A 25543-nucleotide genomic window follows, 5' to 3' on the forward strand; every position below is an offset into this window, starting at 1 on the left:
CGATCCGCACGGGGATCACCGGGCGTCCGCGCGCCGGAACGCCCAGTCGGGCAGGTGCCCCGCGTTCACGAACGAGAGCACGATCTGCGACAGCCCGTGCTCGGGCTCGATCTCGCATGCGCGGTCGGCGTAGGCGGCTGCGTGTGTCGAGCGGCCGAGAGCCCACGACAGCCACGCGCACATCGCGAGAGGCCCCGGCCGCGCGTCGCGGGGCGCGACCGAGGCCGAATACCGCGCCAGCTCGAGCGCGGTCTCGAGGCGCGACACCTCCGGCCGGTCGCCCTCGCCCCACATGCGCATCGCGAGATGCGCCGGATACTCCTCGCCCGATTCCCACCGCAGCTGCGCGTCGAACGCCTCGTCGCCCTCGGCGAGGTTGCCGCTCCACTGCACGAGCGCGACATCTCGCAGCGACGGGCGCGCGAGGCACCATACGAGGGCGGCGGCATCGTACGCGTCCGCCGCGTCGCGCGGTCGCGCCAGGGCGTTCTCGAAGAACCCGGGCAGATCGTCGAACCGGCACACCGCGGCGAGCGCCTGCGGGTCGACCCGCGCCTCGTCGTCGGTGACGGATGCCTCATCCTCCACCGCGTCCGACACCGGCGCGGGCACGGGGCCGAGGTCGCTCGCGCGTTCGAGGGGCCGTCCGCCGTCGACGGCGACAGCGGCGCGAGCGGAGCCCTCGACCGCGTCGTCGCACGCGGCGGTCCGAGCCGACCGCGCGGTGCGGGCCGCGGTGCCGCCTTCCGCGGTCGGTCCGCACAGCACCGCCACCGCGGTGTCGAGCGCGATCATCGCCTTCGCGACCCGCTCCCGCTCCTCGACCGAGCACTCCGGCAGCTCGGCGCCGGTCGCCTGGTCGCCGTCGGGCTCGGGGATGTCTCCCGAACCCATCCATTTCAGGTCGCCGAGCGGCCTGCCCGCGGCGGGACACTCGGCGTCGAGGAACGATCCCCACCCGTCCCTCGCGACGCACAGCAGATCGGTGACGCGCAGGCCGCACGCATCGGCGCGGCCCTCGAGCGCGGCGAGGAGGTCGCGATGCGGCATCCGTTCGTCTTCTGAGAACCTCGCGTTCGTGTACGCGATCGCGGCGACCGCGTCGGCCTCGGCGAGCCGGCACACCATGCCGGTGACCGTTGCGGCGATCCGGTCGACGGCGTCGTGGTCGCCGCCGGGGAGATCGAACCGCATCACGCCGAGGCTGCGGGCGCCGTGGAACGGGATCACGACGAGGCTCTGCGTCGGGTGGTAGCCGAGCATGCGGGGGACGAAGGAGAGGAACTGCGCGGCATCCGCGGCTTTCACGACGGTGGGGGTCATGGGACGAGTGTCGTGACGGCCGAGCCCTCCGCCGCAGTCTCCACAGCCATCGCATCGGCTCGGTGCGAACACGTGCTCTGGGGAGGAGGCGGCGCGCCCCTGTGGACGAACCCCCGATCAGACGTCCGGCGAGACCGCTGGGGAGGAGGCGATACCCGCACGGCGTATCCTTGAAGGCATGGATTACTGGGTCGCGGCGCTCTGGACGCTCCTGCCGACCGTCCTCGTGTCGCTGATCTTCTTCTTCGTGCTGCGCAGCATCGTCCGCGCGGACCGCACCGAGCGCCGCGTGTACGCGAAGATCGAGGCCGAGGAGCGCGCCAAGCGCGGGCTGCCTCCGGTCGCGCCCGGCACCGCCTCCACCGACGCCTGATCGGCGCAGGCATCGAAGGCTGATGCGCATCCGATGACGTGCGGCCGCACCGACCGCTCCCGGATGTGCGGCCGGGTCCGCCGCCCCCGATAGTGTGGGCTCACCGCTCGATCGGCGCGTCCGTCGGGCGGATCCGCCCGATGACCGGGGAGAGGCGCCGCTCGATGATCACCATCACGTTCGACGCGACGTGGTGGGTGGTGCTCGTCTTCATCGTCGACATCGTCATCCGTGTCACGGCGATCATCGTGGTCCCGCGCAATCGCCGCCCCACCGCGGCGATGGCGTGGCTGCTGGCGATCTATTTCATCCCGATCATCGGCGTGTTCCTGTTCCTGCTGATCGGAAACCCCCGGCTTCCCCGCAAGCGCCGCCGCAAGCAGGAGCGCATCAACGACTACATCCACGACACCAGCGCGTCGCTGGACTTCGGCACGCTGCGCCCGCACGCGCCGAGCTGGTTCACGTCGCTCGTGACACTCAACCGCAATCTCGGCGCGATGCCGCTGGCCGGCGACAACGCCGCGCACCTGATCCCCGAATACCAGCAGAGCCTCGATGCGATGGCGGACGCCATCCGCAAAGCCGAGCGGTTCGTGCACGTCGAGTTCTACATCCTCCAGGCGGATGCCGCGACCGACAACTTCTTCCGTTCCCTCGAAGAGGTGGCGGCGCGTGGGGTGACCGTGCGCGTGCTCCTCGACCACTGGGCGAACCGCGGAAAGCCGTTCTACAAGCGCACCCTCAAGCGCCTGACCGCGATGGGCGCGCAGTGGCACCTCATGCTCCCGGTGCAGCCGCTGCGCGGCAAGTACCAGCGGCCCGACCTGCGCAACCACCGCAAGCTCCTCGTGGTCGACGGCCGCGTCGCCTTCACCGGGTCGCAGAACGTCACCGACTCGACGTACAACCTGCGCAAGAACATCAAGCGCGGCCTGCACTGGGTCGACCTCATGGCGCGCATCGAAGGCCCGGTCGTGGCATCCGTCAACGCCGTCTTCCTGAGCGACTGGTACAGCGAGACCGACGAGGTGCTCACCGATCAGATCGACCTCTTCGATGTGCGCAGCGGGCCCGGCGACCTCGACTGCCAGATCGTGCCGTCGGGGCCGGGGTTCGAGTTCCAGAACAACCTCAAGCTCTTCGCCGGGCTCCTCTACGCGGCGCAGCGCAAGATCATCGTGGTGAGCCCGTACTTCGTGCCCGACGAGGCGATGCTGCTCGCGATCACGACGGCGTGCCAGCGCGGCATCCATGTCGAGCTTTTCGTGTCGGAGGAGGGTGACCAGGCGATCGTGTACCACGCGCAGCGCAGCTACTACGAAGCGCTTCTGCGCGCGGGTGTGAAGATCTGGATGTACAAGAAGCCGTTCATCCTGCACACCAAGAGCCTCACGATCGACGACGAGGTCGCGATCATGGGCTCGAGCAACATGGACATGCGCTCGTTCGGTCTCAACATGGAGATCTCCGTGCTCGTGCGCGGTGAGGAGTTCGTGCGCCAGATGCGCGCGGTGGAAGACATGTACCGATCGCTCTCGCGCGAACTCACGCTCGAGGAGTGGGAGAAGCAGCCGCTGCGCTCAACGGTGCTCGACAATCTCGCGCGCCTCACGTCGGCGCTGCAGTAGGGCGTTCTCCCCGTGGATCGTGACCTCGACGTGACCCGGGTACTGAGATTCCTGGCCGTTATGCGACACGATATGGGTGACGGATGCCGCGGGGGGATGGCGTCCGCGGAACTCCAGGAGGCCTCGCATGCCCGTTCGCTCCCGTTCACTGCTCGCCGGGCTCGGCCTGGCGCTCCTCGCCGCAGGCCTTCTGACCGCCTGCGCGGTGCCCGCCGGCGGCGGCGCCACTCCGACGCCGGCTGCGACCGGCAACGACGACGACAGCAGCAACGAGCAGGAGGTCGGCGCGGCCTGGCTCGACGGCGGCCGCATGATCGGCATCGTCACGCAGGGCAGCTCGACGTGCATCCCGGTCGCCGAGGAGGCCACCTATGACGACGGCGTCATGATGGTCACCCTCGTCGACGCCGAGGACGACGAGGCCTGCACGGCTGACCTCGTTCCGCGGGTGACTCTCGTGGGCACGCCTGCCGACGTCGATCCCGTCAACGGCGTGGAGATCGAGGTGACCGGTGACGGCTGGCGCGGCGACACCGATCTCGAGGGCGTCTCGGGCCTCGCGGTGGGCGGCGAGACGGACTACCTGCCGAGCGCGGGATGGACCGATGTCGACGGCCAGTTCGTGATCCTGTCGTGGGGCTCTTCCTCCTGCGCGCCGCAGGTCGAGAGCACCGAGCCGACGAGCGCGACCGAGGTCACGGTGACGTTCGTCACCCCGCCTGCCGACCAGGTCTGCACGATGGACATGGCCGCGCGCGGCGTCGTGACCGCGGTGAACGGCCTGGAGGACGAGGACGCAGAGACCTTCGCGATCCTCACCGGCGGCGAGTTCGACAACATCCGCATCCCGATCTACCCCAACTGACGCCGGCCCAGCTCATGTGCCTTCTGCTCACCTGTCACAAGCGGCCGCTCCGAGTGGCACTTCGTGACAGGTGAGCTCCGGACGCCGGCGCGATTATTGCTCACCTGTCACGATGTGTCGGACGACGAGGCACCTTGTGACAGGTGAGCGGGGAGGGCGGGGTCGCGCCTCGGCATCTATGGCTCCGTTTCCGCAACCGGGTCCTGACCTGCGCTCACCCGCGGGGCCCCGGCACTGAGGTGCTCGACTGTCCCGAATTGTCGCCCGCATCGACATTTTGGGACAGGGGAGCCGAGGAGTGCGGGGTCCAGACGTTGCTTCCTCCACACGCCGGCCGGGTCGTGGACCCTCCACAGAGTCGAACTGACACCCACGATGCGGACGGCACGCAGGTCATGCTTCTCGTGTGATGCGACCCCTCCCGGAAGACCTCGGGCCCCGGTTCTCCGTTCGGCAGGCGAAGAGTGCCGGAGTGTCGACCGGGCGGCTGCGTCGCACCGACGTGGACAAGCCCTTTCACGGGGTGCGAGTGGTCAGCGACGCCACCCTCCCGGAGGAGCTCGAAATGGATCGCTGGGGCCGGGCTCTCGGTCCCGCCGAGCGAGCCCACCTCGCACGGGCGCTCGCCTACGCGACGCGGATGTCCGAGGGCGAGTTCTTCAGCCACATCACCGCCGCGGTCATCCTCGGGATTCCTCTCCCGTACCTCCTGGTCGCGCGATCGCTGCTGCATGTGTCGGTGTTCCGCCCGCGACGGCTTCCCCGCAGTCTCGGTGTCCGCGGGCACGAAGCCAAGCCGTCGCTTGTGACCGCCACGCGTGATGAGCGCTCAGGCTTGGTCATCGCGACGCCCGCGGCGGTCTGGGCGAGTCTCGGACGACAGTTGATCGATCCGTACGACCTCGTCGCGGCCGGAGATGCGGTGGTCCGGACATGGCGCGTCGAATCGCCGCTCGCGACGCTCGCCGATCTCCAGACCGCGGTCTCGGCGGGCCGCAGAGTCGGCGTGGTGGCCGCCCGACTGGCGCTGCCGCGCGTGCGAACCGACTCCGCATCTCGCACCGAGTCCTGGCTGCGCCTCACGCTCATCGATCACGGTCTGCGCGAGCCCGAGCGTAACCACGAGGTCTTCGCAGGCGGCATCTACCTGGGGTGCGTCGACCTCGCCTACCCTGACCTGAAGATCGCGATCGAGTATGAGGGTGCGCATCACCTCCTCGATCCGGAGCAATGGGCGCGCGATATCGCGCGCTACGAGGGACTTCGCGCCGCAGGATGGATCGTCGTCCAGATCACCAAGGCCGAACTCTTCGACCAGCCTGCGGTAGCGGTGCAGCGGGTGCGCGCGGCGATCCGTCGCCGGGGTTGAGTCGACCGCCGCCGCACCGTCCACGTCGCTGCTTCACAGCGACGAGAGTGCACAGATTCCGGATGCCGCGGCCCGCAGCATCCGGAATCCACATTGCTCGCCTGGCGCAAGGTGCCACCCGTCTCGGCGCTTTGTGACAGGTGGGCGACTTCGGCCCGGGGTGCTGCGGCTCGCCTGGCGCGAAGTGCCGCCCACCTCGGCGCGTTGTGACAGGTGAGCGACTTCGGCCCCGGGTGCTGCGGCTCGCCTGGCGCGAAGTGTCGCCCACCTCGGCGCGTTGTGACAGGTGAGCGACTTCGGCCCCGGGTGCTGCGGCTCGCCTGGCGCGAAGTGTCGCCCACCTCGGCGCTTTGTGACAGGTGGGCGACTTCGGCCCGGGGTGCTGCGGCTCGCCTGGCGCGAAGTGTCGCCCATCTCGGCGCTTTGTGACAGGTGGGCGACTTCGGCCCGGGGTGCTGCGGCTCGCCTGGCGCGAAGTGCCGCCCACCTCGGCGCGTTGTGACAGGTGAGCGACTTCGGCCCCGGGTGCTGCGGCTCGCCTGGCGCGAAGTGTCGCCCACCTCGGCGCTTTGTGACAGGTGAGCAGGAGGGCGGGGGTGGGGTGGGGGTGGGGGCGGAGCAGGGGGGCGGGGCGGAGCGGGGGTGGGGGCGCAGCGGGGGTGGGGGCGAGCAGGGGGCGATGTCAGGTGTCGGCCCGGACGAGCAGGTCGCCGATCTCGCAATCGAGCGTCCGGCAGATCGCCGACAGGGTCGAGTAGCGGATCGCGCGTGCGCGATCGTTCTTGAGGATCGACAGGTTCACGACCGAGACGCCGACGAGCTCCGAGAGCCGGGTGAGCGTCATCCCGCGCTCGAGCAGCAGCTCGTCGAGGCGGCAGTGGACGCCGGAGGGTCCGTCGTCGTCCGCTGGGCTCACACCAGGGCCTCCGTATCCTTCTGCATGCGGGTGCCGATCTGGAAGGCCGCCGCCACGAGGGCGAGCCCGAGCGACCAGCCGATCGGCGCGAGATCGAGTACGAGGGTCCAGCCCGTGAGCCCCTCGTACGGCCCGGCGCCCATGTCGCCGGCGGTGATCACACGCTCGGCCAGGAACGCGGCGACCGATCCCCGTGCCGCGCTGGCGGCCACCTGGGAACCGATCCCACCGACCAGCACCGCGATGGCCGCGACTCCGACGACGTTCGGCAGCGAGCGGACGAACGGACGCCCCCGCAGCAGAGCGATCGCGAGCCACGAGACGGCGACGCCGATCGCGAGCGCCGCAAGGAGCGGCAGTGCGGACTCGAGGGAGAGCAGCCAGCGCGTCCCGTCCGGCAGGCCCGCGACGTCCAGCCACACGGACTCATACCCGGCGCCGACGATCGCGTCGGACTTCTCGGTGAACTCGGGCACGAGGGCGTTCGCGAGCGGGAAGCCCGCGACGCGCGAGGGGTCCGCCGCGAAGACCTGCACCGCGGTCCCCACGAGGAGGACGGCGCTCCCCGCCGCGACGAGCATCGCGCCTGTTCCCACCGCGGCGACCACCCACTCCTCGAGGCGCGACAGCACCCCGGGTTCGCCGGTGCGACGGATCCGCACCATGAGGACCACGACGATAGTGCCGACAAGGACCGGCACACCGACCCACAGCGCGAGGAACTGCCAGACCATGGAACGTCTCCATATCGATAAACGTTGTTATCGAAAAACGATAAACCGAACGGATGCTGCGGCGCAAGGCATCCGTCCCCTGTCAAGGCCCGCCCCCGCGCGCTATGCCCACGGCGAACACGGCCGTGCGCTCACGAGCCGCTGGCTACCCTCGATGTAAGGCGCAGTGGGTCAACCGACCCGAGGTGCCCCGGAGGAGTGAACGATGTTCGAGAGATTCACCGACCGTGCCCGTCGTGTGGTCGTCCTCGCCCAGGAAGAGGCGAAGATGCTGAACCACAACTACATCGGCACCGAGCACATCCTGCTCGGTCTCATCCACGAGGGTGAGGGCGTCGCCGCCAAGGCCCTCGAGAGCCTCGGAATCTCGCTCGATGCCGTGCGCGAACAGGTGCAGGACATCATCGGCCAGGGTCAGCAGCAGCCGACCGGCCACATCCCCTTCACGCCGCGCGCCAAGAAGGTGCTCGAGCTCAGCCTCCGCGAGGCCCTGCAGCTGGGCCACAACTACATCGGCACCGAGCACATCCTCCTCGGCCTCATCCGCGAGGGCGAGGGCGTCGCCGCCCAGGTCCTGGTCAAACTCGGTGCCGACCTCAACAAGGTGCGTCAGCAGGTCATCCAGCTGCTCTCGGGCTACCAGGGCAAGGAGCCCGCGGGCGTCGCGAGCGGCCAGGGCGAGCAGACCCAGGGCACGACGCAGGGCGGCTCGCAGGTTCTCGATCAGTTCGGCCGCAACCTCACGCAGGCCGCGCGCGACAACAAGCTCGACCCGGTCATCGGGCGCGAGAAGGAGATCGAGCGCGTGATGCAGATCCTGTCGCGCCGCTCCAAGAACAACCCCGTCCTCATCGGTGAGCCCGGTGTGGGAAAGACGGCGGTCGTCGAGGGCCTCGCCCAGGCCATCGTCAAGGGCGACGTGCCCGAGACGCTCAAGGACAAGCAGCTCTACTCCCTCGACCTCGGCTCGCTCATCGCCGGTTCCCGCTACCGCGGCGACTTCGAGGAGCGCCTGAAGAAGGTCACCAAAGAGATCCGTACGCGCGGCGACATCATCGTCTTCATCGACGAGATCCACACCCTGGTGGGTGCCGGTGCCGCCGAGGGCGCGATCGACGCCGCCTCGATCCTGAAGCCGCTCCTCGCTCGCGGCGAGCTCCAGACGATCGGTGCGACGACGCTCGACGAGTACCGCAAGCACTTCGAGAAGGATGCTGCGCTCGAGCGCCGCTTCCAGCCGATCCAGGTCGCCGAGCCGAGCCTGCCCCACGCGATCAACATCCTGAAGGGCCTGCGCGACCGCTACGAGGCGCACCACAAGGTGCAGATCACCGACGGCGCGATCGTCGCGGCGGCGAACCTCGCCGACCGGTACATCTCGGACCGCTTCCTGCCCGACAAGGCCATCGACCTGATCGACGAGGCCGGCGCCCGCCTGCGTCTGTCGATCCTGTCGAGCCCGCCCGAGCTGCGCGAGTTCGACGACAAGATCGCCAAGGTCCGTGAGGACAAGGAGCGCGCCTCCGAGGAGCAGGACTTCGAGAAGGCCGCGTCGCTGCGCGACGAGGAGAAGTCGCTCCTCGCCGAGCGCCTGCGCCTCGAGAAGCAATGGCGCTCGGGTGACGTCGCCAGCCACGCCGTGGTCGACGAGGGCCTGATCGCCGAGGTGCTCGCCCAGGCGACCGGCATCCCGGTGTTCAAGCTCACCGAGGAGGAGTCGAGCCGTCTCGTCTTCATGGAGAAGGCGCTGCACCAGCGCGTCATCGGCCAGGAGGAGGCGATCGCCGCCCTCTCGAAGACGATCCGCCGCCAGCGCGCGGGCCTCAAGGACCCGAAGCGCCCGTCGGGCTCGTTCATCTTCGCCGGCCCCACGGGCGTCGGAAAGACGGAGCTCGCCAAGGCGCTCGCCGAGTTCCTCTTCGACGACGAGCACGCGCTGATCTCGCTCGACATGTCGGAGTTCGGCGAGAAGCACACGGTCTCGCGGCTGTTCGGTGCCCCTCCCGGGTTCGTCGGATTCGAAGAGGGCGGCCAGCTCACCGAGAAGGTGCGCCGGAAGCCCTTCTCGGTCGTGCTCTTCGACGAGATCGAGAAGGCCCACCCCGACATCTTCAACTCGCTGCTGCAGATCCTCGAAGAGGGTCGCCTGACCGACGGTCAGGGTCGCGTCATCGACTTCAAGAACACGGTGATCATCATGACGACGAACCTCGGTTCGTCGGCGATCGCCGGTGGCCCGGTGGGCTTCCAGGTCGAGGGCAACAGCGGCACCACCTACGAGCGCATGAAGGGCAAGGTCAACGAGGAGCTGAAGCGCAACTTCAAGCCCGAGTTCCTCAACCGCGTCGACGACATCATCGTCTTCCCGCAGCTCGACAAGGACGAGCTGCGCCAGATCGTGGGCCTGTTCACCAAGCGCCTCGGCGAGCGCCTGCTCGACCGCGACATGACGATCGAGCTGACGGATGCCGCGAAGGACAAGCTGATCGAGATCGGCTTCGACCCGGCACTCGGCGCCCGGCCGCTGCGCCGTGCCATGCAGCGCGAGGTGGAGGACCGCCTGTCGGAGAAGATCCTGCACGGCGAGCTCGACGCCGGCGACCACGTGAAGGTCGACGCCGAGAACGGCGAGTTCGTGTTCGAACACGGCCCGCGCGGTGAGAAGGTCGCGGTCGGCGTCGTCCACAACGGCGAGATCACCGCGACGCCGGACCTCGCAGCCAACTCGTAGACCCCTGATGACGACGAAGAGCGGATGCCGCGGCATCCGCTCTTCGCCGTTCTCGCTGGTGACGAGGCTTCCCCGCGGCACGATCCACAGCTCAGCTCCCGCTCGCGCGCGCGGGGCGCAGCGACGCCACGAAGTCGAGCTTGTCGAGCACCGGCTCGGCGAGGACGAACGGATACAGGTCGTCCTTTCCGATGGAGCGGTTCATGAGGTTGAGCGCCCCGGAGAGCGGTACCCACACGTCGGTGACGAGATCTCGGAAGCGCGCGCGACCGACGAGTTCCGCGGCGGGCACCAGCCCGAACTCGACGGCGGTCTCGATGGCGTCGCAGATGTGGAGGTAGTGCGCCCACGTCTCGGCGAAGTCCTCGAAGGGATGCATCGAGGCGTACGCGGAGATGAACTGCCTCTGCCAGCCTGCAGGCGCGCCATCGGCGTAGTGCCGATCGACGGATGCCGCGTAGTCGGCGGTCTCGTCGCCGAACAGCTCTCGGGCCCGTGCCTGGACGTCGGGGTCGCCCGCGAGCGTCACCAGCTGCCACTCGAAATAGTGCCCGACCTCGTGGCGGAAATGGCCGAGCATCGTGCGGTAGGGCTCGGCGAGCTGGTTGCGGATACGCTCGCGGTAGGCGTCGTCGCCCTCGGCCAGGTCGATCGTCACGACCCCGTCGGCGTGGGAGGTCGTCACCGGACGACGGCTGGATGACAACAGGTCGAAGGCGAGGCCGTTCGCCGCGTCGCTGCTCTTTCCGGTCACCGGGAAGCCGAGTCCGTCCAGCTCCGCGACGAGGTGGCGCTTGGCGCGCTCGGCGAGGAGGAAGTTCGCGAGGCCTGCCTTGTCGGCGTCGGCTGGCCGGGTGCGGGTGAGGTCGCACGCGAAGCACTGCCCGCCCTCGAGCGGTGCGAGCCACGCGCAACCCGAGAGCCCGAGGTTGCGGCACACGTGCCATATCCACCCGTCAGCGTCGATGTAGACGCCGCGTGCGTCGACGGGAACGAGGCCGCGCTCACCGCGCGAGTAGCCCAAGGCCGTACCGCATGAGACGCAGACGGAGTTCTCGAAGTACAGGGCGTTCCCGCACACGCGGCAGCTATAGGCCTTCATCGCTCCAGCCAAGCACACGTGTACGCCGCAACGCGTCGCGGCGATGCCGCACGGCCGCCACGACTCCGCGCGGCCGCGCTACGACGCCGCAGGCGCGAGGGGCGCGTGATCGAGCGGCGCGACGTCGACCGATACGCGCAGGGTCGACTTCTTGGCCTTCGTGTAGATGATGCCTTTGACGGGTGAGACGTCGCCGTAGTCCCGTCCCCACGCGACCGTGACGTACCGCTCGTTCGCCCATTGGTCGTTGGTGGGGTCGATCGCGAGCCATTGTCCGGATCCGGGCATCCAGACCGCCAGCCACGCGTGCGACGCGTCGGCGCCGACCACCCGCTCCTTGCCGGGGGGAGGTTGCGTGGCCAGGTAGCCGCTCACATATCGGGCGGCGACACCGTGCCCGCGCAGGCAGGCGAGGGCGAGGTGCGCGAAGTCCTGGCAGACGCCGGCGCGCTTGCGCATCACGTCGGCGACGGTGCTCGTGACCGTGGTCGCGGTGCTGTCGTAGGCGAAGTCGCGATGGATGCGCTGCATCAGGTCGGTGGCGGCCTCGCCGATCGGACGGCCCGGGAGAAGAGACTCCGCGGCGTAATCCGCCACCTCGGGCAGGTGAGCGACGCGGGCGGACTCGAGAGCGTAGTCCGTCGCCCTCCACGCATCGGCGGCCGTGCTGGCGGCGCCGTCCGAGGCGAGGAGCGGGCGCGACAACTCCCAGGGGGTCTGGAGCGCTGCCTCGTCGTACACGGGCACCTCGGCGACGACCTCGCTGGTCGACTCGATTTCCAGCTCGCGGTGCGATCTCGTGACATGGAAGTAGGTGGTGGAGTTGCCGAAGTAGTCGGTGTCGGCGTTCAGATCCTCCGGACCGGGCGTGACGACCACCCGGCTCGCCAGCACCTGCTGCCACGGCAGCTGCCGCGGAATGAGATGAAACAGGCCCACGCTGTCTTGCACGGCCCTGCTGTAGCCGTACGACGTGCGGTGCGTCACGCGATACCTCATGCGCCGACCATCTCCTCGATGAGCGCGAGCGCCGACAGCGGCACGGCGGGCGGACCGGCCTCGAAGTGCACGTGCCCGATGGACACCCCGATCTGCTCGAGGTGCGAGATCGTGTCGGCGAGCCAATCCTCGAGCTCGCCGCGGCGGTCGTCGACGCTCGCCGAGAGGCGCGCGACATCCGTGGCGCGCAGCGCGCCTTCGAGGTGGTGGAGCAGACGCTCGGGGCGCGTCGAGCCGGTGGACGCCGGCATCGCGGCCAGATGCACGCGCAGCTCGGCCAGCGCGAAAGCGATCGATCGAGGATTGTCACGGTCGAGCAGCAGCAGCTCGAGGGCATCGGAGATGCGCACCGACCCCCGGTAGCGCCGGCGATGCGTGACGACGCTCTCCGCCGCCGTCAGCATGGTCTCGAGCACCTCGCGATCGACCCGCGGCGTGCGGCGATCCACGGCGGTTGCGGCCAGCAGATGGCACACCTGGAGTGCGCGCTCCAGCGCACGCCCGGCCTCGATCATCCGCCACCCGCTGTCGCGCATCATGCTCGCCGTCACGCCGTGGAACGACAGGATGCACGTCAGCATGCGTCCGCCCGACTCCGCCGTGCGGTGCGGCCGGTCGGACGCATGCAGCGCCGTGGTGGCACGGTCGATGCCCGAGAACACCCGCCACGTGTCGCCCGACAGCTGGTCGCGCACTCCCTCCAGGCTGCGGCGGAGGTGGGAGATGGAGTGCGCCGCCGAGCCTGCGCGGGCGCCGTCGAGCAGAAGCGAGCGGAACTCCGTGTCGGGGTCGGTCCACCGCGATCCGGCAAGCCGGCGCAGAGCGCCCATGAGCACCCGCGTGGGCTCGTCCGGGGCGATCGGCTGCCCGCCGGACTGGTCGAACTGCGCCTGCGTGGTCAGCAGCAGCCGCAGCATGTCCTCGGCGCGCTCGGCGTAACGACCGGCCCAGAACATGTCCTCCAGCGCGCGCGGCGACGGCGTGGGCACCGCGCGGCCGAGGGACGGCGGCGCAATCTCGGGCAGGCCCTGGTCGGCATCCGTGTCGGTCGCCTTCAGGACCCAGACGTCCTTCGTGGTCGGAGCCTGGTCGGGCTCTTCGCGCACCGATGCGAGCCCGCCGACGAGCGGGCGGTAGGCCGAGCCGTACCGGAGGGTGAACGCCCGCAGCACGAGCGGGCGCGCGTCCGCGGCGCCTGAGGGGTTCCACACGGGCGCCTGCGACAGCGGGAGCAGGTCCTGGCCGACGAACCGGTGGGGTGCGGCGGCGATGCGTGCGGCGAGCTCGTCGGGATCGAGACCGGCGACCGCGGCACGAGGGCGATCGATCGGGCGCACCAGGAGCGTCTCGTCGCCCGCTGCGATCCGCGCGAGGACGTGGGCCAGATCATCCGGGCGTCCGCACCACCACGTCGGTACGGCGGGCAGCCGCAGCTGCTCGCCCAGCAGGTGCTCGCACACGGCCGGCAGGAACGGCAGCAGCGCCGGATTCTCGAGAACGCCCGCCCCGAGACCGTTGACCAGGCGCACGCGCCCGCGGCGCACAGCCTCGGCCAGGCCCGCCACGCCGAGTCGCGAGTCCGCGCGCATCTCGAGCGGGTCGCACCATTCCGCGTCGACGCGACGCAGCACCACGTCCACGCGCTCCGTCGGGGCCGTCGCGGGCCACCCGGCGGGCTTCGTCCACAACCACCCGTCGCGCACGACGAGGTCGCTTCCCTGCACGAGGGGGAAACCCAGCGCGTTCGCGAGGAACGCCTGGTCGAACGCCGTCTCGGACCGGGCTCCGGGTGAGAGCACCACGACCCTGGGGTCGTCGATGCCTTCGCCGGAGGAGATCAGTGCGGCGCGCAACGCCGCGAAGTACGGCTCCATGCGGTGCAGGTCGCTCTCCTGGAAGAGGTCCGGAAGCACCTGGGAGATGACCCGGCGGTTCTGCATCGCGAACCCGAGTCCGGACGGCGCCTGCACGCGATCGGCGAGCACGCGCCACTGTCCGTCGGCGTCGCGTCCGAGGTCGGTGCCCGAGAGCAGCAGCGGCTGGGCGTCGCTCGCGCTGGGGCGTGCGACAGGGCGGGCGAAGCCCGCGTGGGCGAAGACCGTCGCTGCGGGCAGGACGCCCGACGAAAGCAGCGTCTGCGCACCGTAGAGGTCGACCAGGAGGGCGTTCAGCAGTTCCGCGCGCTGAGCCAGGCCGATCTCGAGGTGAGCCCACGTGGTCGCGTCGATCACCAGAGGCACGGGATCGAGCAGCCACGGCTGGGGTGCACCGCCGGGCGGCGCATAGGTCACGCCGTCGTCGGCGAGGAACCGGGCGATCTCGCCGTCGACCCGCTGCAACTCCTCGGGCGTGAGCGAGAGCGCGACCGACGCCATCGCCTTCCAGGCCGGGCGCAGCGCACCGTCGGGCGCCACGACCTCGTCGTACCTCGTCACCGACGCGAGGGCGAGGCCTCCCTCGAGGCCCGTGGGCGCGATCAGCGGCAGTGTCGCCTGAGACACTGCCGCCGCATAGTCGCGCAGAACCGTCACGCCGTCGGAATCCTCCTCAGGTCGAGCGTACGGGGATAATCGGGCGTCGCCGCCCGCCGGCCCGCCGCACGCGCGCCGGCGACGTCGAATGCGCCGGGTGTGTGGCCCCGTGGCTCGAAGCGACCGGATCGCCGTGCCTCCGCCTCGTTGGCGTTCACAGGCGGATGCTCGTACGCGCGTCCGCCGGGATGGACGACGTGGTAGGTGCCGCCGCCGAGACTCGTCGCCGACCCGATGTCGACCACCTCGAACGTGAGGGGGGAGTGGACGCCGATCGAGGGGTGCAGGGCCGACCACGGCTGCCACGCGCGAAATCGGACGCCCGCGTAGTACTCGCCGAGATGCCCCGTCGACGTGAGCGGCACCTCGACGCCGTTGCAGGCAACGAGGTGTCGCGCCGGATCGATGCCGTGCACCTTCACCTGCACGCGTTCGACCGACGAGTCCACATAACGGGCCGTTCCGCCGGCGGTCGCCTCCTCGCCGAGCACGTGCCACGGCTCGATGGCCTGGCGCAGCTCCAGCTCGATCGTGTCGCCGCCGGCACTGGAGGCGAATCCGGTCCAGCCGCCTTCGAGGTCGGGGCGGGTGACCGTGGAGCCGGCCGTCGCCGAGATGCGGCTCATACCGATCCGCGGGAACCGGAACTCGGTGAACGAGTCGAGCCACGTCTCCTCGAACGCGATGCCGTGCGCACGCAGGTCGGCGACCACTTCGTACACGTCGCGCACGGCGCCGTGGGGGAGGAGGAAATCGTCGTGCAGCGCCGTCCCCCAGCGGGTCAGCGGGGCGACGACGGGCTTCTCCCAGAACATCGCGACGAGGCTGCGGACGAGGAGCGCCTGCACCAGCGCGAGTTCGGGATGCGGCGGCATCTCGAACCCGCGCAGCTCGAGCAGCCCCAGTCGGCCCCGGCTCGAGTCGGGGCTGTAGAGCTTGTCGATGCAGAACTCGGCGCGGTGGGTGTTGCCGGTGAGGTCGGTGAGCAGGTGCCGCAGCGCCCGGTCGACGACCCATGGGGCCGGATGGCCGGTTGTCGCCGCGGCATCGGTCGTCGCGGGATCGGTCGTCGCCGAATCCGCCGCCGCCGTCGCGGCTGTGAGCCGGCGGAGCTCCTGCAGCGCGATCTCCATCTCGTACACCGCCTCGGGACGTCCCTCGTCGAACCGGGGCGCCTGGCTGGTCGGGCCGATGAACCGCCCCGAGAAGAGATAGGAGAGGGACGGATGCCGCTGCCAGTACGAGATGAGAGACGCGAGCAGGTCCGGCCGGCGCAGCAGAGGAGAATCGATCGGCTTCGGACCGCCGAGGGTCAGGTGGTTGCCGCCGCCTGTCCCGGTATGGGTGCCGTCGAGGTCGAACTTCTCGGTCGTGAGTCGCGAGAGCCGCGCCTGCTCGTAAAGGGCGAATGTGAGATCGCGCTGATCGCGCCACGAAGACGTGGGCTGCACGTTGACCTCGATCACCCCCGGATCGGGGGTGACGACGAGCTGGGTGAGACGGGCGTCGGGCGGCGGGCCGTAGCCCTCGATCACCACGCGTCCGCCGGTGTCGGCGACGGCTCGTTCGATGACGTGCAGGAGGTTCGCGTACGACTCGAGATCCTGTGTCGGCGGGAGGAAGACGTGCAGGTGGCCGTCGCGCTCCTCGAACGCCAGCGCCGTCGTCGCGGCCCCGACCGGATCCACGACCTCGACGGCCGGGATGCCGGGTTCCAGCGGCGGGCCGGCGTCGAGGTACGACGGCTCACCCGGCCATTCGGGATCGGTCCACGTGATGGCGTCGAGCGGCAGCCGCAGCCCGGCCGCGCTCGTGCCCGGGCTGAGGACGAGTCTCCCACGCCGGAAGCGCCAGGCGGGACTGGTCCAGGCTGCCCCGGTCGTCAACGGCAGCACCCACGCGGTGGGCTGGGTGAGGGCCTGGTCGAGCGCGGCGACGTGGTCGGCGTCGGGCTCGGCATCCGGACGCGGCCCCTCGGGCCGGCGCAGGTCGTCCGCGAGCTCCGCGAGGGGATCCTCATAAGCGGCCAGCAGGCTCCCGGCGGGCAGGCCCAGCAGCTCGGTCACCCGACGGGCCACGGCCTCGGCGGTGTCGGTGGTGGTCGTCGCATCCGTGGTGGCGTCCCACGGGTCGGCGAACAGCTCAGGGTCGTGCCAGAGCGTGTTGCCGTCGGTGCGCCATTGCAGAGCGATGTTCCAGCGCGGGAGCGGCTCGCCCGGGTACCACTTGCCCTGACCCCGGTGCACCACGCCCCCGCGCGCGTAGGCGTCGCGCAGCCTCTCGGCGAGGGTGTTGGCGAGCGCGCGCTTCGCGGGTCCGTCGGCGTCCGTGTTCCACTGCGGGCTGGTGGCGTCGTCCAGTGACACGAATGTCGGCTCACCGCCCATGGTGAGGCGCACGTCGCCGCGGCGAAGTCGCTCGTCGACCGCTTCGCCCAGCGCATCGATCCGCTCCCATTGATGGGCGGTGTACGGCTTCGTGGTGCGCGGGTCCTCGTGGACGCGCCGCACCTCGTTGTGGAAGGCGAACGACACCTCGACAGGGTCGGTCGCACCGGTGATCGGCGCCGCGCTGGACGGGTGCGGGGTCGCGCTCAGCGGGATGTGTCCTTCGCCGGCGAAGAGCGCCGAGGTCGGGTCCAGTCCGATCCACCCCGCGCCCGGGATGAAGACCTCGGCCCACGCGTGCAGGTCGGTGAAATCCGCCTCGGGGCCGCTCGGCCCGTCGAGCGCCGCCTGATCGGCGGACAGCTGCACGAGGTAGCCCGACACGAAGCGTGCCGCGAGCCCGTACTGCCGCAGCAGGCTGACGAGCAGCCACGCGCTGTCGCGACACGAGCCGATGCCGAGGGAGAGGGTCTCGTCGGGCGTCTGCACGCCCGTCTCCATTCGGACGGTGTAGGCCACGTCGCCGTGCACCGCGCGATTGAGGTCGGCGAGGAACGTCACCGTCGGTACGCCGTCGGCGGGGAGCGGGGGGAGCGCTTCACGCCAGCGGGTCGTATCCACGCTGTGGGTCACCGGGCGCAGATACGGCGCGAGGTCCGCCTCGAGGTCGGGCTCGTACTGGAACGGGAACCGCTCCGCGTACTCCTCGACGAAGAAGTCCAGCGGATTGATCACCATGAGATCGGCCACGAGACCGACGGTGATCTCAAGCCTGCTGACCCTCTCGGGGAACACGATCCTCGCGAGCCAGTTGCCGAACGGGTCCTGCTGCCAGTTGACGAAGTGCTCCTTCGGGCTGATCTCGAGCGAGTACGCCTCGATCGGGGTGCGTGAGTGCGGAGCGGGGCGCAGCCGGATCACATGAGGGAAGACCCTGACGGGTCGTGCGAACTCATAGCTGGTGTAATGCTCGAGCGCCACCTTGATCGACATGAGGACAGCCTGGTGCAACCCTGTTGCGGGAGAGTTACAGATTTCCTCCTCGTCCGCGGTCTACTGTGGACCGGTGACTCCCCCGCAAGACGCACATCCGGCAGAGTTCACCGTGAGGCCGGCGCGCACGAGCGACGTCCGCGGCATCCAGGCGCTCCTCGAGCCGTTCGTGCAGCGGCGGATTCTTCTCGGCAAGGACCTGGTCGTGCTCTACGAGGCGACCCAGCAGTTCCTCATCGCCGAGGATGCGAACGGCGACATCATCGGGTGCGGCGCGCTGCACGTCATGTGGGAGGACCTCGGCGAGGTGCGCACCCTGATCGTGGCCGACGGCTGGCTGCACCACGGCGTGGGTCGTGCGATCGTCGAGGGTCTCGAGGCGAACGCCCGCGCGCTCGGCCTCACGCGCCTGTTCTGCCTCACGTTCGAGGTCGACTTCTTCACACGCCGCGGGTTCGAGCAGATCGGCGAGCAGGTCGTCGACCCCGACGTCTACTCGCAGCTCATCCGCTCTCCCGACGAGGGCGTCGCCGAGTTCCTCGACCTCGCGCACGTCAAGCCGAACACGCTCGGCAACACCCGCATGCTGAAGCGTCTCTGATCTGCGCGCAGCCGCCGGGTCGAGGCATCCGGGCGCGCCGACGGGAGAAGGCGACGCCCGCCGTTAGCCTGTGAGCATGACCGGCACCACCCCCCGACGTCGTCCCTCGAAGGCGGTGTACCGTCGCCGACGGCTCGTGCTGATCGTAGGGCTGCTGGCCATCGCGGCAGTCATCTGGCTGCTGATCGCGCAACCGTGGGCGGGTGCCGCGACCCCGTCTTCCGCCGAGAAGCCCGAGACGAAGAACACCGCCGAGTCGCTGCCGGTCCCGTCGTCGCAGGCGACGACGGGAGGAACCGACACCGGCGCCGTCGAGGGCGCGGTCGTCGAGGGCCAGACTCCGACGCCCGGGGCGACCCCCTCCGCACAGCCCTGTGTCGCGAGCGAGATCACGGTGGAGCCCGTCACCAGCGCCGACACGTACGCGGGCGATCAGCAGCCGCAGTTCACCATCACGCTCACCAACAACGGCCCCGACTGCACGATGAACGTCGGCACCACTGCCCAGTCCTTCACGGTCACCAGCGGCGACGACATCTGGTGGCGGTCGACCGACTGCCAGAGCGAGCCCAGCGACATGATCGTGCTGATCGCTGCCGGTCAGACGGTGTCGAGCGCGACGGCCCTCTCGTGGGATCGCACCCGGTCCGCGGTCGGCACCTGCGCCGACGGCAACCGGCCGATGGCTCCCGGGGGCGGTGCCTCGTACCATCTCTCTGTCGAGATCGGCGGCATCCCCTCGACCGAGCCGAAGCAGTTCCTGCTCTACTGACCGACCCGTACCCCGAGCTACACGAAGATCGCGGGGCGCAGTCACTCCGCGCCCGCGTGACGCAGTGGAGCGGGGCGTCCCCCAGGGCGCCCCGCTCCGTTCCCCTCGCACAGGTGCTCTGGCCGAACACCTAGGACTTGTCGCCGAACACCTCGGTCTCCATCGCGTCATAGCCCTCCGCCTGCGGGTCTCCGTGGGAGCCGCCCGAGATCGCGTACTCCTCCTCTGGCGAGAGCACCAGGCGGTGACGGAAGAAGAGGCCGAAGCCGAGGAGCAGAACGACGTAGACGACCGCGATGGCGATGATCGCGGGCAGGAACGTGGGGTTGAGCAGGAATCCGACGAAGATCAGGAGCGCGATCGCGGCCGCGATGACCGCTCCCGTGATGCCCCACGGGCTGCGGTAGGGGCGTTCCACGTTCGGCAGCTTCTTGCGGAGGATGATGAACGACACCATCTGGAGGAAGTAGGCGAGCACCGCGCCCCACACCGCGATGTTGAGGACGATGGCGCCTGCGACGCTGCCCGAGCCGCCGGCGAACTCGATGATGACCAGCGCGATGAAGCCGATCACCGCCCCGACCACCAGCGCGACCCAGGGCGTCTTGCGCTTTCCGGTGAGCGACAGGAACTGCGGGTAGTAGCCCGCGCGGGAGAGCGAGTACATGTTGCGACCGTAGGCGAACATGATGCCCTGCAGCGAGGCGAGGAGACCCACGAGGGCGAACAGCGCGAGGAGCGCCGCCAGCTGGTCGCCGACGATGGCGCGGAAGCCGTCGAGCAGGGGTTCGGCGGCCACACCCGTCGCCTCGGCGCCGAGCACGCCGGTGTTGAGGAACAGCACCAGCAGACCGGTGACGATGAGCGTGCCCCGCGCCCAGAAGCCCGCGCGCGGGATGTCGCGCACCGGGTTGTGCGACTCCTCTGCCGCCAGCGGAAGCTCCTCGATGCCGAGGAAGAACCACATGGCGAACGGGAGGGCGAACAGGATCGGCAGGACGCCGTGCGGCAGGAACTCCGTCTGGCCGGGGTCGGGGACGATGTCCCACAGGTTCCCCCATTGGAAGGCGCCCGAGAACAGCGCCATCGCGGAGAACACCAGGATGATGCCGATCGAGATCACCGAGACCACGATCGCGAATGTGAACGAGATGCTGGCGCCGGCGGCGTTCAGGGCGATGAAGACCGCGTACAGGATGATCCACCATACCCAGCCGGGCAGTGTCAGCCCGAGCAGCTCGGAGGTGATGGCGTCGGCGTACGAGGCCGAGAAGAAGACGATGACCGCGGTCGTCGCGACGTACTCGATCGTCTCGGCGGCGCCGGTGATGAGGCCGCCCCACGGACCCATCGCGGAGCGGGCGAACGAGTAGGCGCCGCCGGTATGCGGCATGGCGGCGGCCATCTCGCCGATCGAGAAGATCATGCCGTAGTACATGGCGACGAGGATGACGAAGGCGATCAGCATGCCGCCGAAGCCGGCGAAGTCGATGCCGAAGTTCCATCCCGAGAAGTCGCCCGAGATGACCGCGGCGACGGCGAGGCCCCACAGACCCCACACGCCGGCAGTTCGTTTCAGGCCGCGCTTCTCGAAGTAGTCCTGGCCTGCCCTCGTATAGGTCGCTCCCGCGACCTTCGCTGAGCCGGCGGTCGACGATGCCGGGGATTCCGAGGGACTGGCACTGCTCGCTTGGGACATCGGTCCTCCAAGGATTCGCGAAGGAAGGTGCGCTCGGGTCGCGCTCATGCGCTTTCGCCGATTGTGGTGCCTATTGGTCGGCTGTGTCTACCTTTGGAACGGATTCTGGTTAGAGTGTGCGGGTGAGCGCGGTTCGGGAGGGCCGCGCTCACGAGTCTCGTCGCACGTCGACAGCAGGAGGAGGGACGGATGCCGGGCAACCTCACCGTCGAGCAGCTGAACGCCGGGATCGCCGCCGGTGACATCGACACCGTGGTCGTCGCGTTCGCCGACGCGCAGGGCCGGCTCGTCGGCAAGCGCGTGTCGGCGCGGCTCTTCCAGGAAGAGGTGCTGCCTCACGGCGCCGAGGCGTGCAACTACCTGCTGTCGGTCGACGTCGACATGAACACGGTCGACGGCTACGCGATGTCGAGCTGGGAGACCGGCTATGGAGACATGATGCTGAGGCCCGACGTCTCCACCCTCCGGTGCATCCCCTGGCTCCCCGGATCCGCGCTCGTCATGGCCGACCTCACATGGGAGGACGGCGGGCCCGTCGTCCAGTCGCCGCGCGACATCCTGAACCGCCAGCGTCAGCGCCTCGCCGACCGCGGTCTCGTCGCCTTCTCGGGCACCGAGCTCGAGTTCATCGTCTTTGACGACACCTATCGGGATGCCTGGGCCAAGGGTTATCGCGATCTCACGCCGTCGACCGACTACAACGTCGACTACGACCTCCTCGCGTCGGGCCGTCTCGAACCGCTGCTGCGCGACATCCGCCTGTCGATGGACGGCGCCGGCCTCTACACCGAGGGCGTCAAGGGCGAGTGCAATCTCGGTCAGCAGGAGATCGCATTCCGCTATGCCGAAGCGCAGGAGACCGCCGACCAGCACGCGATCTACAAGAACGGCGCGAAGGCGATCGCCGGGCACCACGGCAAGTCCGTGACCTTCATGGCGAAGTTCAACGAGCGTGAGGGCAACAGCTGCCACATCCACCTGTCGGTGCGTTCTGCGGCGGGCGATCCCGTCATGGCCGGCGACCGCGACCACGGCTTCAGCCCGTTCATGGAGCATTGGATCGCCGGCATCCTCGCGACCCTTCGCGAGTTCACGCTGCTCTACGCGCCGAACATCAACTCGTACAAGCGGTTCGCGAAGGGCTCGTTCGCCCCGACCGGCATCGCGTGGGGTGTCGACAACCGCACGTGCGCGCTGCGCGTGATCGGCCACGGCTCATCGCTGCGCGTCGAGAACCGTGTGCCCGGCGGCGACGTCAACCCGTACCTCGGCATCGCCGCGATCATCGCGGGAGGGCTTCACGGCGTCGAGCACGAGCTGCCGCTGCCCGATCGACTCGAGGGCAACGCCTATACGGCGGGCGTCGACCACCTTCCGACGACGCTGCGAGAAGCGGCGCAGCTGTTCGACCAGTCGGCCATCGCCCGCGCGGCCTTCGGCGACGACATGGTTGACCACTACCTGAACCAGGCGCGCATCGAGGTCGAGGCCTATGACGCGGCCGTGACCGACTGGGAGAGGGTCCGTGGCTTCGAACGCCTCTAGGAGGCCGGTGATCGGGCTGACGACGTACCTCGAGCAGGCGAAGCAAGGGGTGTGGGACGTGCGGGCGGCCTTCCTGCCGCAGGTCTACTTCGACTCGGTGACGTCGTCGGGCGGCATCGCGGTGCTGCTGCCTCCGCAGCCGGAGCCCGAGATCGCTGCCGACGCGGTGCTCGACGGGCTCGACGGACTCATCCTCACCGGCGGCCTGGACGTTCAGCCGGAGCTCTACGGTGCCGAGCGGCATCCGCTCACGGACGCTGCCCGCCCGGATCGCGACGCGTGGGAGCTGGCGCTCTTCCGGGGCGCGGAGGAGCGACGGCTGCCGGTGCTCGCGATCTGCCGTGGCCTGCAGCTCGTGAACGTGGCGCGCGGCGGCACGCTGCACCAGCACCTGCCGGAGGCGCTCGGCACCGAACGGTTCCGCGTCGGCGGCGGCGTCTTCGCGACGAACGACGTCATGGTCGACGAGGGTTCGCGTCTGGCGAGGCTCGTCGGGCCCGGCGCGCTCGCGGTGCACAGCTACCATCATCAGGGCGTCGACCGGCTCGGCGACGGCCTCGTCGCGACCGCCCACACCGACGACGGCCTCGTGCAGGCGTTCGAGTCCGATGGCGAGGGCTACGTCCTCGGAGTGCAGTGGCACCCTGAGCAGAACCAGGAGGACCGCCGGCTGTTCGCGGGACTCGTGGCCGAGGCCTCCGTCTACGCAGCTCGGGAAGTACCGACCGCATGAGCGCCGTGTTCACCGTCATCAACCCGGCGACTGCGCTGCCGATCCGCGGGATCGCGCGGGCAAGCGTGGACGAGACGGATGCCGCGATCTCGCGCGCCGTCGCCGCACAGCGTTCGTGGGCGTCGCTGCCGCCGGTCGCGCGCGCCGACGCGCTGCGGTCGTTCGCCGGTGTCGTCGAGGCGCACGTCGAGGAGCTGGCGCAGCTGGAGGTGCTCAACTCAGGGCACCCGATCGGGTCGGCCCGGTGGGAGGCGTCGCACGTCGCTCAGGTGCTGAACTTCTACGCCGGTGCGCCCGAGCGGCTCTCGGGGCGGCAGATCCCGGTCGCGGGCGGTCTCGATGTGACCTTCCACGAGCCGTACGGGGTCGTCGGGATCATCGTGCCGTGGAACTTCCCGATGACGATCGCGTCGTGGGGTTTCGCGCCGGCGCTCGCCGCAGGCAACGCGGTCGTGCTCAAGCCGGCGGAGCTGACCCCATTGACCGCGGTGCGCCTCGGGGAGCTCGCGCGTCTCGCCGGACTGCCGGAGGGTCTCTTCGAGGTGGTCACCGGCTCGGGCTCGGTGGTCGGGCAGCGCTTCGTCTCGCACCCGGACGTGCGCAAGGTCGTCTTCACCGGCTCGACATCGGTGGGAACGGATGTCGCGGCCGGCTGTGCGCGCGAGCTGAAGCCCGTGACCCTGGAGCTCGGCGGCAAGAGCGCCAACATCGTGTTCGCTGACGCCGACCTTGACAGGGCCGCGGCCTCGGCGCCGGGCGCCGTGTTCGACAACGCCGGCCAGGACTGCTGCGCCCGCAGCCGGATCCTGGTCGAGCGGTCGGTGTACGACCGGTTCCTCGAGCTGCTCGAGCCCGCGGTGCGGGCGTGGCGCGTCGGCGACCCCGCAGACGAGGCGACGGAGATGGGGCCGCTGATCTCGGCATCCCATCGGAGCACGGTCGAGGGATTCCTCGACGGCGCCAACGTGGCGTTCCGCGGCTCGGCCCCTGACGGCGACGGTTTCTGGTTGGCGCCGACCGTGGTGCTGGCCGGTCGCGGCGACCGCATCGCGCGGGAGGAGGTCTTCGGCCCCGTCGTCGCGGTGCTCCCGTTCGATGACGAGGCGGACGCGATACGGCTGGCGAACGACACGATCTACGGACTCGCCGGCTCCATCTGGACCGAGAACCTGGGCCGCGCGGTGCGGGTCTCGCGCGGCGTGAAGAGCGGTGTGCTGTCGGTCAACTCGCACTCGTCGGTGCGGTACTGGACGCCGTTCGGCGGCATGAAGGCGTCGGGTCTCGGGCGCGAGCTCGGTCCCGACGCGGCCGAGCACTTCACCGAGACCAAGAACGTCTTCTTCGCGACGGACTGAGAGGGAACAGCATGGATCTGACGGCGAGGCTCAAGGACCGGGTCGCGATCATCACGGGCGGCGCGTCCGGGATCGGGCTGGCGACGGCGCGACGGTTCGCAGCGGAAGGCGCGCGTGTCGTGATCGCCGACCTCGACCCGGCCAGCGGCGAGGTCGCCGCCGACGAGGTCGACGGCGTCTTCCGCCAGGTGAACGTCGCCGACGAGATGCAGGTCGACGCGGTGTTCGACGGCGTCGCCGCCGAGTTCGGCCGCATCGACATCGCGTTCAACAACGCCGGCATCTCGCCGGCCGACGACGACTCGATCGAGACGACCGAACTGCCGGCGTGGGACCGCGTGCAGGACGTGAACCTCAAGTCGGTGTATCTGTGCTCCCGCGCGGCCCTCCGGCACATGGTGCCGGAGGGCAAGGGGTCGATCATCAACACGGCGTCGTTCGTGGCGCTGCTCGGCTCGGCGACCTCGCAGATCTCGTACACCGCGTCGAAGGGCGGCGTGCTCGCCATGACCCGCGAGCTCGGCGTGCAGTTCGCACGGCAGGGCATCCGCGTGAACGCCCTGTGCCCAGGGCCGGTGAACACCCCGCTGCTGCAGGAGCTGTTCGCCAAGGACCCCGAGCGTGCGCAGCGCCGGCTCGTGCACGTGCCGATGGGCCGATTCGCCGAGCCCGAGGAGCTCGCCGCCGCGGTCGCCTTCCTGGCCTCGGACGACGCGTCGTTCATCACGGCGACCGCATTCGTGGTCGACGGCGGCATCACGAACGCCTATGTCACGCCGCTGTGAGGTCTGACTCCGATGCGAACCCTGTACCGTCTGCAGGACCGATTGTCCGACCGGATGCCGAAACCGGCGTGCCGGGCGGATCACATCGGGGTCGTCCTG

At 69.7% G+C, this 25543-nt stretch carries 19 protein-coding genes; 11 read left to right on the forward strand and 8 right to left on the reverse strand.

Features of this window, described 5'->3' with window-relative positions; genetic code table 11:
* Positions 1-15 precede the first annotated feature (15 nt).
* Positions 16-1323, reverse strand: a complete 1308-nt coding sequence (locus tag MRBLWH3_RS05685; RefSeq protein WP_363429519.1) for a DUF4192 family protein — start codon at positions 1321-1323, stop codon at positions 16-18.
* Positions 1324-1501: 178 nt separating this feature from the next.
* Between MRBLWH3_RS05685 and MRBLWH3_RS05690 the strand changes: the two genes are divergently transcribed.
* The 4 genes from MRBLWH3_RS05690 to MRBLWH3_RS05705 all read left to right on the forward strand — a co-directional run bounded on the left by MRBLWH3_RS05690 (position 1502) and on the right by MRBLWH3_RS05705 (position 5561).
* The gene (locus MRBLWH3_RS05690; protein ID WP_056372494.1) at positions 1502-1696 is read left to right on the forward strand and encodes a hypothetical protein; all 195 of its coding nucleotides are present in this window, start codon (positions 1502-1504) and stop codon (positions 1694-1696) included.
* A gap of 164 nt (positions 1697-1860) precedes the next feature.
* Positions 1861-3327 carry a cardiolipin synthase gene (gene cls, locus MRBLWH3_RS05695; protein ID WP_363429521.1) on the forward strand — a complete coding sequence of 489 codons (1467 nt, stop codon included), beginning with the start codon at positions 1861-1863 and terminating at the stop codon, positions 3325-3327.
* Positions 3328-3454: 127 nt separating this feature from the next.
* Positions 3455-4192: a hypothetical protein gene (locus MRBLWH3_RS05700; protein ID WP_363429523.1), complete on the forward strand. Its 738-nt coding sequence runs from the start codon at positions 3455-3457 to the stop codon at positions 4190-4192.
* 406 nt (positions 4193-4598) lie between these two features.
* Positions 4599-5561 carry an endonuclease domain-containing protein gene (locus MRBLWH3_RS05705; RefSeq protein WP_414685298.1) on the forward strand — a complete coding sequence of 321 codons (963 nt, stop codon included), beginning with the start codon at positions 4599-4601 and terminating at the stop codon, positions 5559-5561.
* A 682-nt stretch (positions 5562-6243) separates the two neighbouring features.
* Here MRBLWH3_RS05705 and MRBLWH3_RS05710 read toward each other — a convergent pair.
* Both MRBLWH3_RS05710 and MRBLWH3_RS05715 read right to left on the reverse strand, forming a co-directional pair.
* Positions 6244-6477: a helix-turn-helix domain-containing protein gene (locus tag MRBLWH3_RS05710; RefSeq protein WP_363429525.1), complete on the reverse strand. Its 234-nt coding sequence runs from the start codon at positions 6475-6477 to the stop codon at positions 6244-6246.
* Positions 6474-7211, reverse strand: a complete 738-nt coding sequence (locus MRBLWH3_RS05715; protein ID WP_363429527.1) for a hypothetical protein — start codon at positions 7209-7211, stop codon at positions 6474-6476. Before MRBLWH3_RS05715 ends, MRBLWH3_RS05710 begins: the two co-directional genes overlap by 4 nt.
* Positions 7212-7416: 205 nt before the next feature.
* Here MRBLWH3_RS05715 and MRBLWH3_RS05720 point away from each other — a divergent pair, with 205 nt between their 5' ends.
* Positions 7417-9942 carry an ATP-dependent Clp protease ATP-binding subunit gene (locus tag MRBLWH3_RS05720; RefSeq protein WP_363429529.1) on the forward strand — a complete coding sequence of 842 codons (2526 nt, stop codon included), beginning with the start codon at positions 7417-7419 and terminating at the stop codon, positions 9940-9942.
* Between the two features lie 91 nt (positions 9943-10033).
* Here MRBLWH3_RS05720 and MRBLWH3_RS05725 read toward each other — a convergent pair whose 3' ends face one another.
* The 4 genes from MRBLWH3_RS05725 to MRBLWH3_RS05740 form a co-directional block, all read right to left on the reverse strand.
* Positions 10034-11044 carry a zinc-binding metallopeptidase family protein gene (locus MRBLWH3_RS05725; RefSeq protein WP_363429531.1) on the reverse strand — a complete coding sequence of 337 codons (1011 nt, stop codon included), beginning with the start codon at positions 11042-11044 and terminating at the stop codon, positions 10034-10036.
* A 78-nt stretch (positions 11045-11122) separates the two neighbouring features.
* Positions 11123-12043 (reverse strand): transglutaminase family protein, encoded by a 921-nt coding sequence (locus MRBLWH3_RS05730; protein WP_363429532.1) that lies wholly within the window; start codon positions 12041-12043, stop codon positions 11123-11125.
* Positions 12040-14574: a circularly permuted type 2 ATP-grasp protein gene (locus MRBLWH3_RS05735; RefSeq protein WP_363429534.1), complete on the reverse strand. Its 2535-nt coding sequence runs from the start codon at positions 14572-14574 to the stop codon at positions 12040-12042. The genes MRBLWH3_RS05730 and MRBLWH3_RS05735 overlap by 4 nt, the downstream gene beginning before the upstream one ends.
* Positions 14571-17954, reverse strand: a complete 3384-nt coding sequence (locus MRBLWH3_RS05740; protein WP_363429536.1) for a DUF2126 domain-containing protein — start codon at positions 17952-17954, stop codon at positions 14571-14573. The genes MRBLWH3_RS05735 and MRBLWH3_RS05740 overlap by 4 nt, the downstream gene beginning before the upstream one ends.
* Positions 17955-18027: 73 nt before the next feature.
* Between MRBLWH3_RS05740 and MRBLWH3_RS05745 the strand changes: the two genes are divergently transcribed.
* The gene (locus MRBLWH3_RS05745) at positions 18028-18555 is read left to right on the forward strand and encodes an amino-acid N-acetyltransferase (RefSeq protein ID WP_363429538.1); all 528 of its coding nucleotides are present in this window, start codon (positions 18028-18030) and stop codon (positions 18553-18555) included.
* A gap of 76 nt (positions 18556-18631) precedes the next feature.
* A complete protein-coding gene (locus tag MRBLWH3_RS05750; protein WP_363429540.1) occupies positions 18632-19327 on the forward strand; it encodes a hypothetical protein in 696 nt (231 codons plus the stop codon).
* Between the two features lie 130 nt (positions 19328-19457).
* Here MRBLWH3_RS05750 and MRBLWH3_RS05755 read toward each other — a convergent pair whose 3' ends face one another.
* Complete coding sequence (locus MRBLWH3_RS05755) at positions 19458-21026, reverse strand: amino acid permease (RefSeq protein ID WP_363429542.1); 1569 nt, start codon at positions 21024-21026, stop codon at positions 19458-19460.
* A gap of 189 nt (positions 21027-21215) precedes the next feature.
* Between MRBLWH3_RS05755 and MRBLWH3_RS05760 the strand changes: the two genes are divergently transcribed.
* Genes MRBLWH3_RS05760 through MRBLWH3_RS05775 form a run of 4 tightly spaced genes read left to right on the forward strand, consistent with a single transcriptional unit; the run spans position 21216 to position 25444 of the window.
* Positions 21216-22571, forward strand: coding sequence for a glutamine synthetase family protein (locus MRBLWH3_RS05760; RefSeq protein ID WP_363429544.1), 1356 nt, complete (start codon positions 21216-21218; stop codon positions 22569-22571).
* Positions 22572-22578: 7 nt separating this feature from the next.
* Positions 22579-23304, forward strand: coding sequence for a gamma-glutamyl-gamma-aminobutyrate hydrolase family protein (locus MRBLWH3_RS05765; protein ID WP_363429546.1), 726 nt, complete (start codon positions 22579-22581; stop codon positions 23302-23304).
* The gene (locus MRBLWH3_RS05770; RefSeq protein WP_363429548.1) at positions 23301-24659 is read left to right on the forward strand and encodes an aldehyde dehydrogenase family protein; all 1359 of its coding nucleotides are present in this window, start codon (positions 23301-23303) and stop codon (positions 24657-24659) included. The genes MRBLWH3_RS05765 and MRBLWH3_RS05770 overlap by 4 nt, the downstream gene beginning before the upstream one ends.
* An 11-nt stretch (positions 24660-24670) precedes the next feature.
* Positions 24671-25444, forward strand: a complete 774-nt coding sequence (locus tag MRBLWH3_RS05775) for a 3-oxoacyl-ACP reductase (protein WP_363429550.1) — start codon at positions 24671-24673, stop codon at positions 25442-25444.
* The last annotated feature ends 99 nt before the right edge of the window (positions 25445-25543 follow it).

This window comes from Microbacterium sp. LWH3-1.2 (assembly GCF_040675855.1).
Lineage (GTDB): Bacteria > Actinomycetota > Actinomycetes > Actinomycetales > Microbacteriaceae > Microbacterium.

What these genes read in the sequence shown, in the direction of transcription:
- MRBLWH3_RS05685 (WP_363429519.1), bottom strand. Translation starts at nt 1,323, where the DNA reads ATGACCCCCACCGTCGTGAAAGCCGCGGATGCCGCGCAGTTCCTCTCC.
- MRBLWH3_RS05690 (WP_056372494.1), top strand. Translation starts at nt 1,502, where the DNA reads ATGGATTACTGGGTCGCGGCGCTCTGGACGCTCCTGCCGACCGTCCTC.
- cls (WP_363429521.1), top strand. Translation starts at nt 1,861, where the DNA reads ATGATCACCATCACGTTCGACGCGACGTGGTGGGTGGTGCTCGTCTTC.
- MRBLWH3_RS05700 (WP_363429523.1), top strand. Translation starts at nt 3,455, where the DNA reads ATGCCCGTTCGCTCCCGTTCACTGCTCGCCGGGCTCGGCCTGGCGCTC.
- MRBLWH3_RS05715 (WP_363429527.1), bottom strand. Translation starts at nt 7,211, where the DNA reads ATGGTCTGGCAGTTCCTCGCGCTGTGGGTCGGTGTGCCGGTCCTTGTC.
- MRBLWH3_RS05720 (WP_363429529.1), top strand. Translation starts at nt 7,417, where the DNA reads ATGTTCGAGAGATTCACCGACCGTGCCCGTCGTGTGGTCGTCCTCGCC.
- MRBLWH3_RS05725 (WP_363429531.1), bottom strand. Translation starts at nt 11,044, where the DNA reads ATGAAGGCCTATAGCTGCCGCGTGTGCGGGAACGCCCTGTACTTCGAG.
- MRBLWH3_RS05730 (WP_363429532.1), bottom strand. Translation starts at nt 12,043, where the DNA reads ATGAGGTATCGCGTGACGCACCGCACGTCGTACGGCTACAGCAGGGCC.
- MRBLWH3_RS05740 (WP_363429536.1), bottom strand. Translation starts at nt 17,954, where the DNA reads ATGTCGATCAAGGTGGCGCTCGAGCATTACACCAGCTATGAGTTCGCA.
- MRBLWH3_RS05750 (WP_363429540.1), top strand. Translation starts at nt 18,632, where the DNA reads ATGACCGGCACCACCCCCCGACGTCGTCCCTCGAAGGCGGTGTACCGT.
- MRBLWH3_RS05755 (WP_363429542.1), bottom strand. Translation starts at nt 21,026, where the DNA reads ATGTCCCAAGCGAGCAGTGCCAGTCCCTCGGAATCCCCGGCATCGTCG.
- MRBLWH3_RS05760 (WP_363429544.1), top strand. Translation starts at nt 21,216, where the DNA reads ATGCCGGGCAACCTCACCGTCGAGCAGCTGAACGCCGGGATCGCCGCC.
- MRBLWH3_RS05770 (WP_363429548.1), top strand. Translation starts at nt 23,301, where the DNA reads ATGAGCGCCGTGTTCACCGTCATCAACCCGGCGACTGCGCTGCCGATC.
- MRBLWH3_RS05775 (WP_363429550.1), top strand. Translation starts at nt 24,671, where the DNA reads ATGGATCTGACGGCGAGGCTCAAGGACCGGGTCGCGATCATCACGGGC.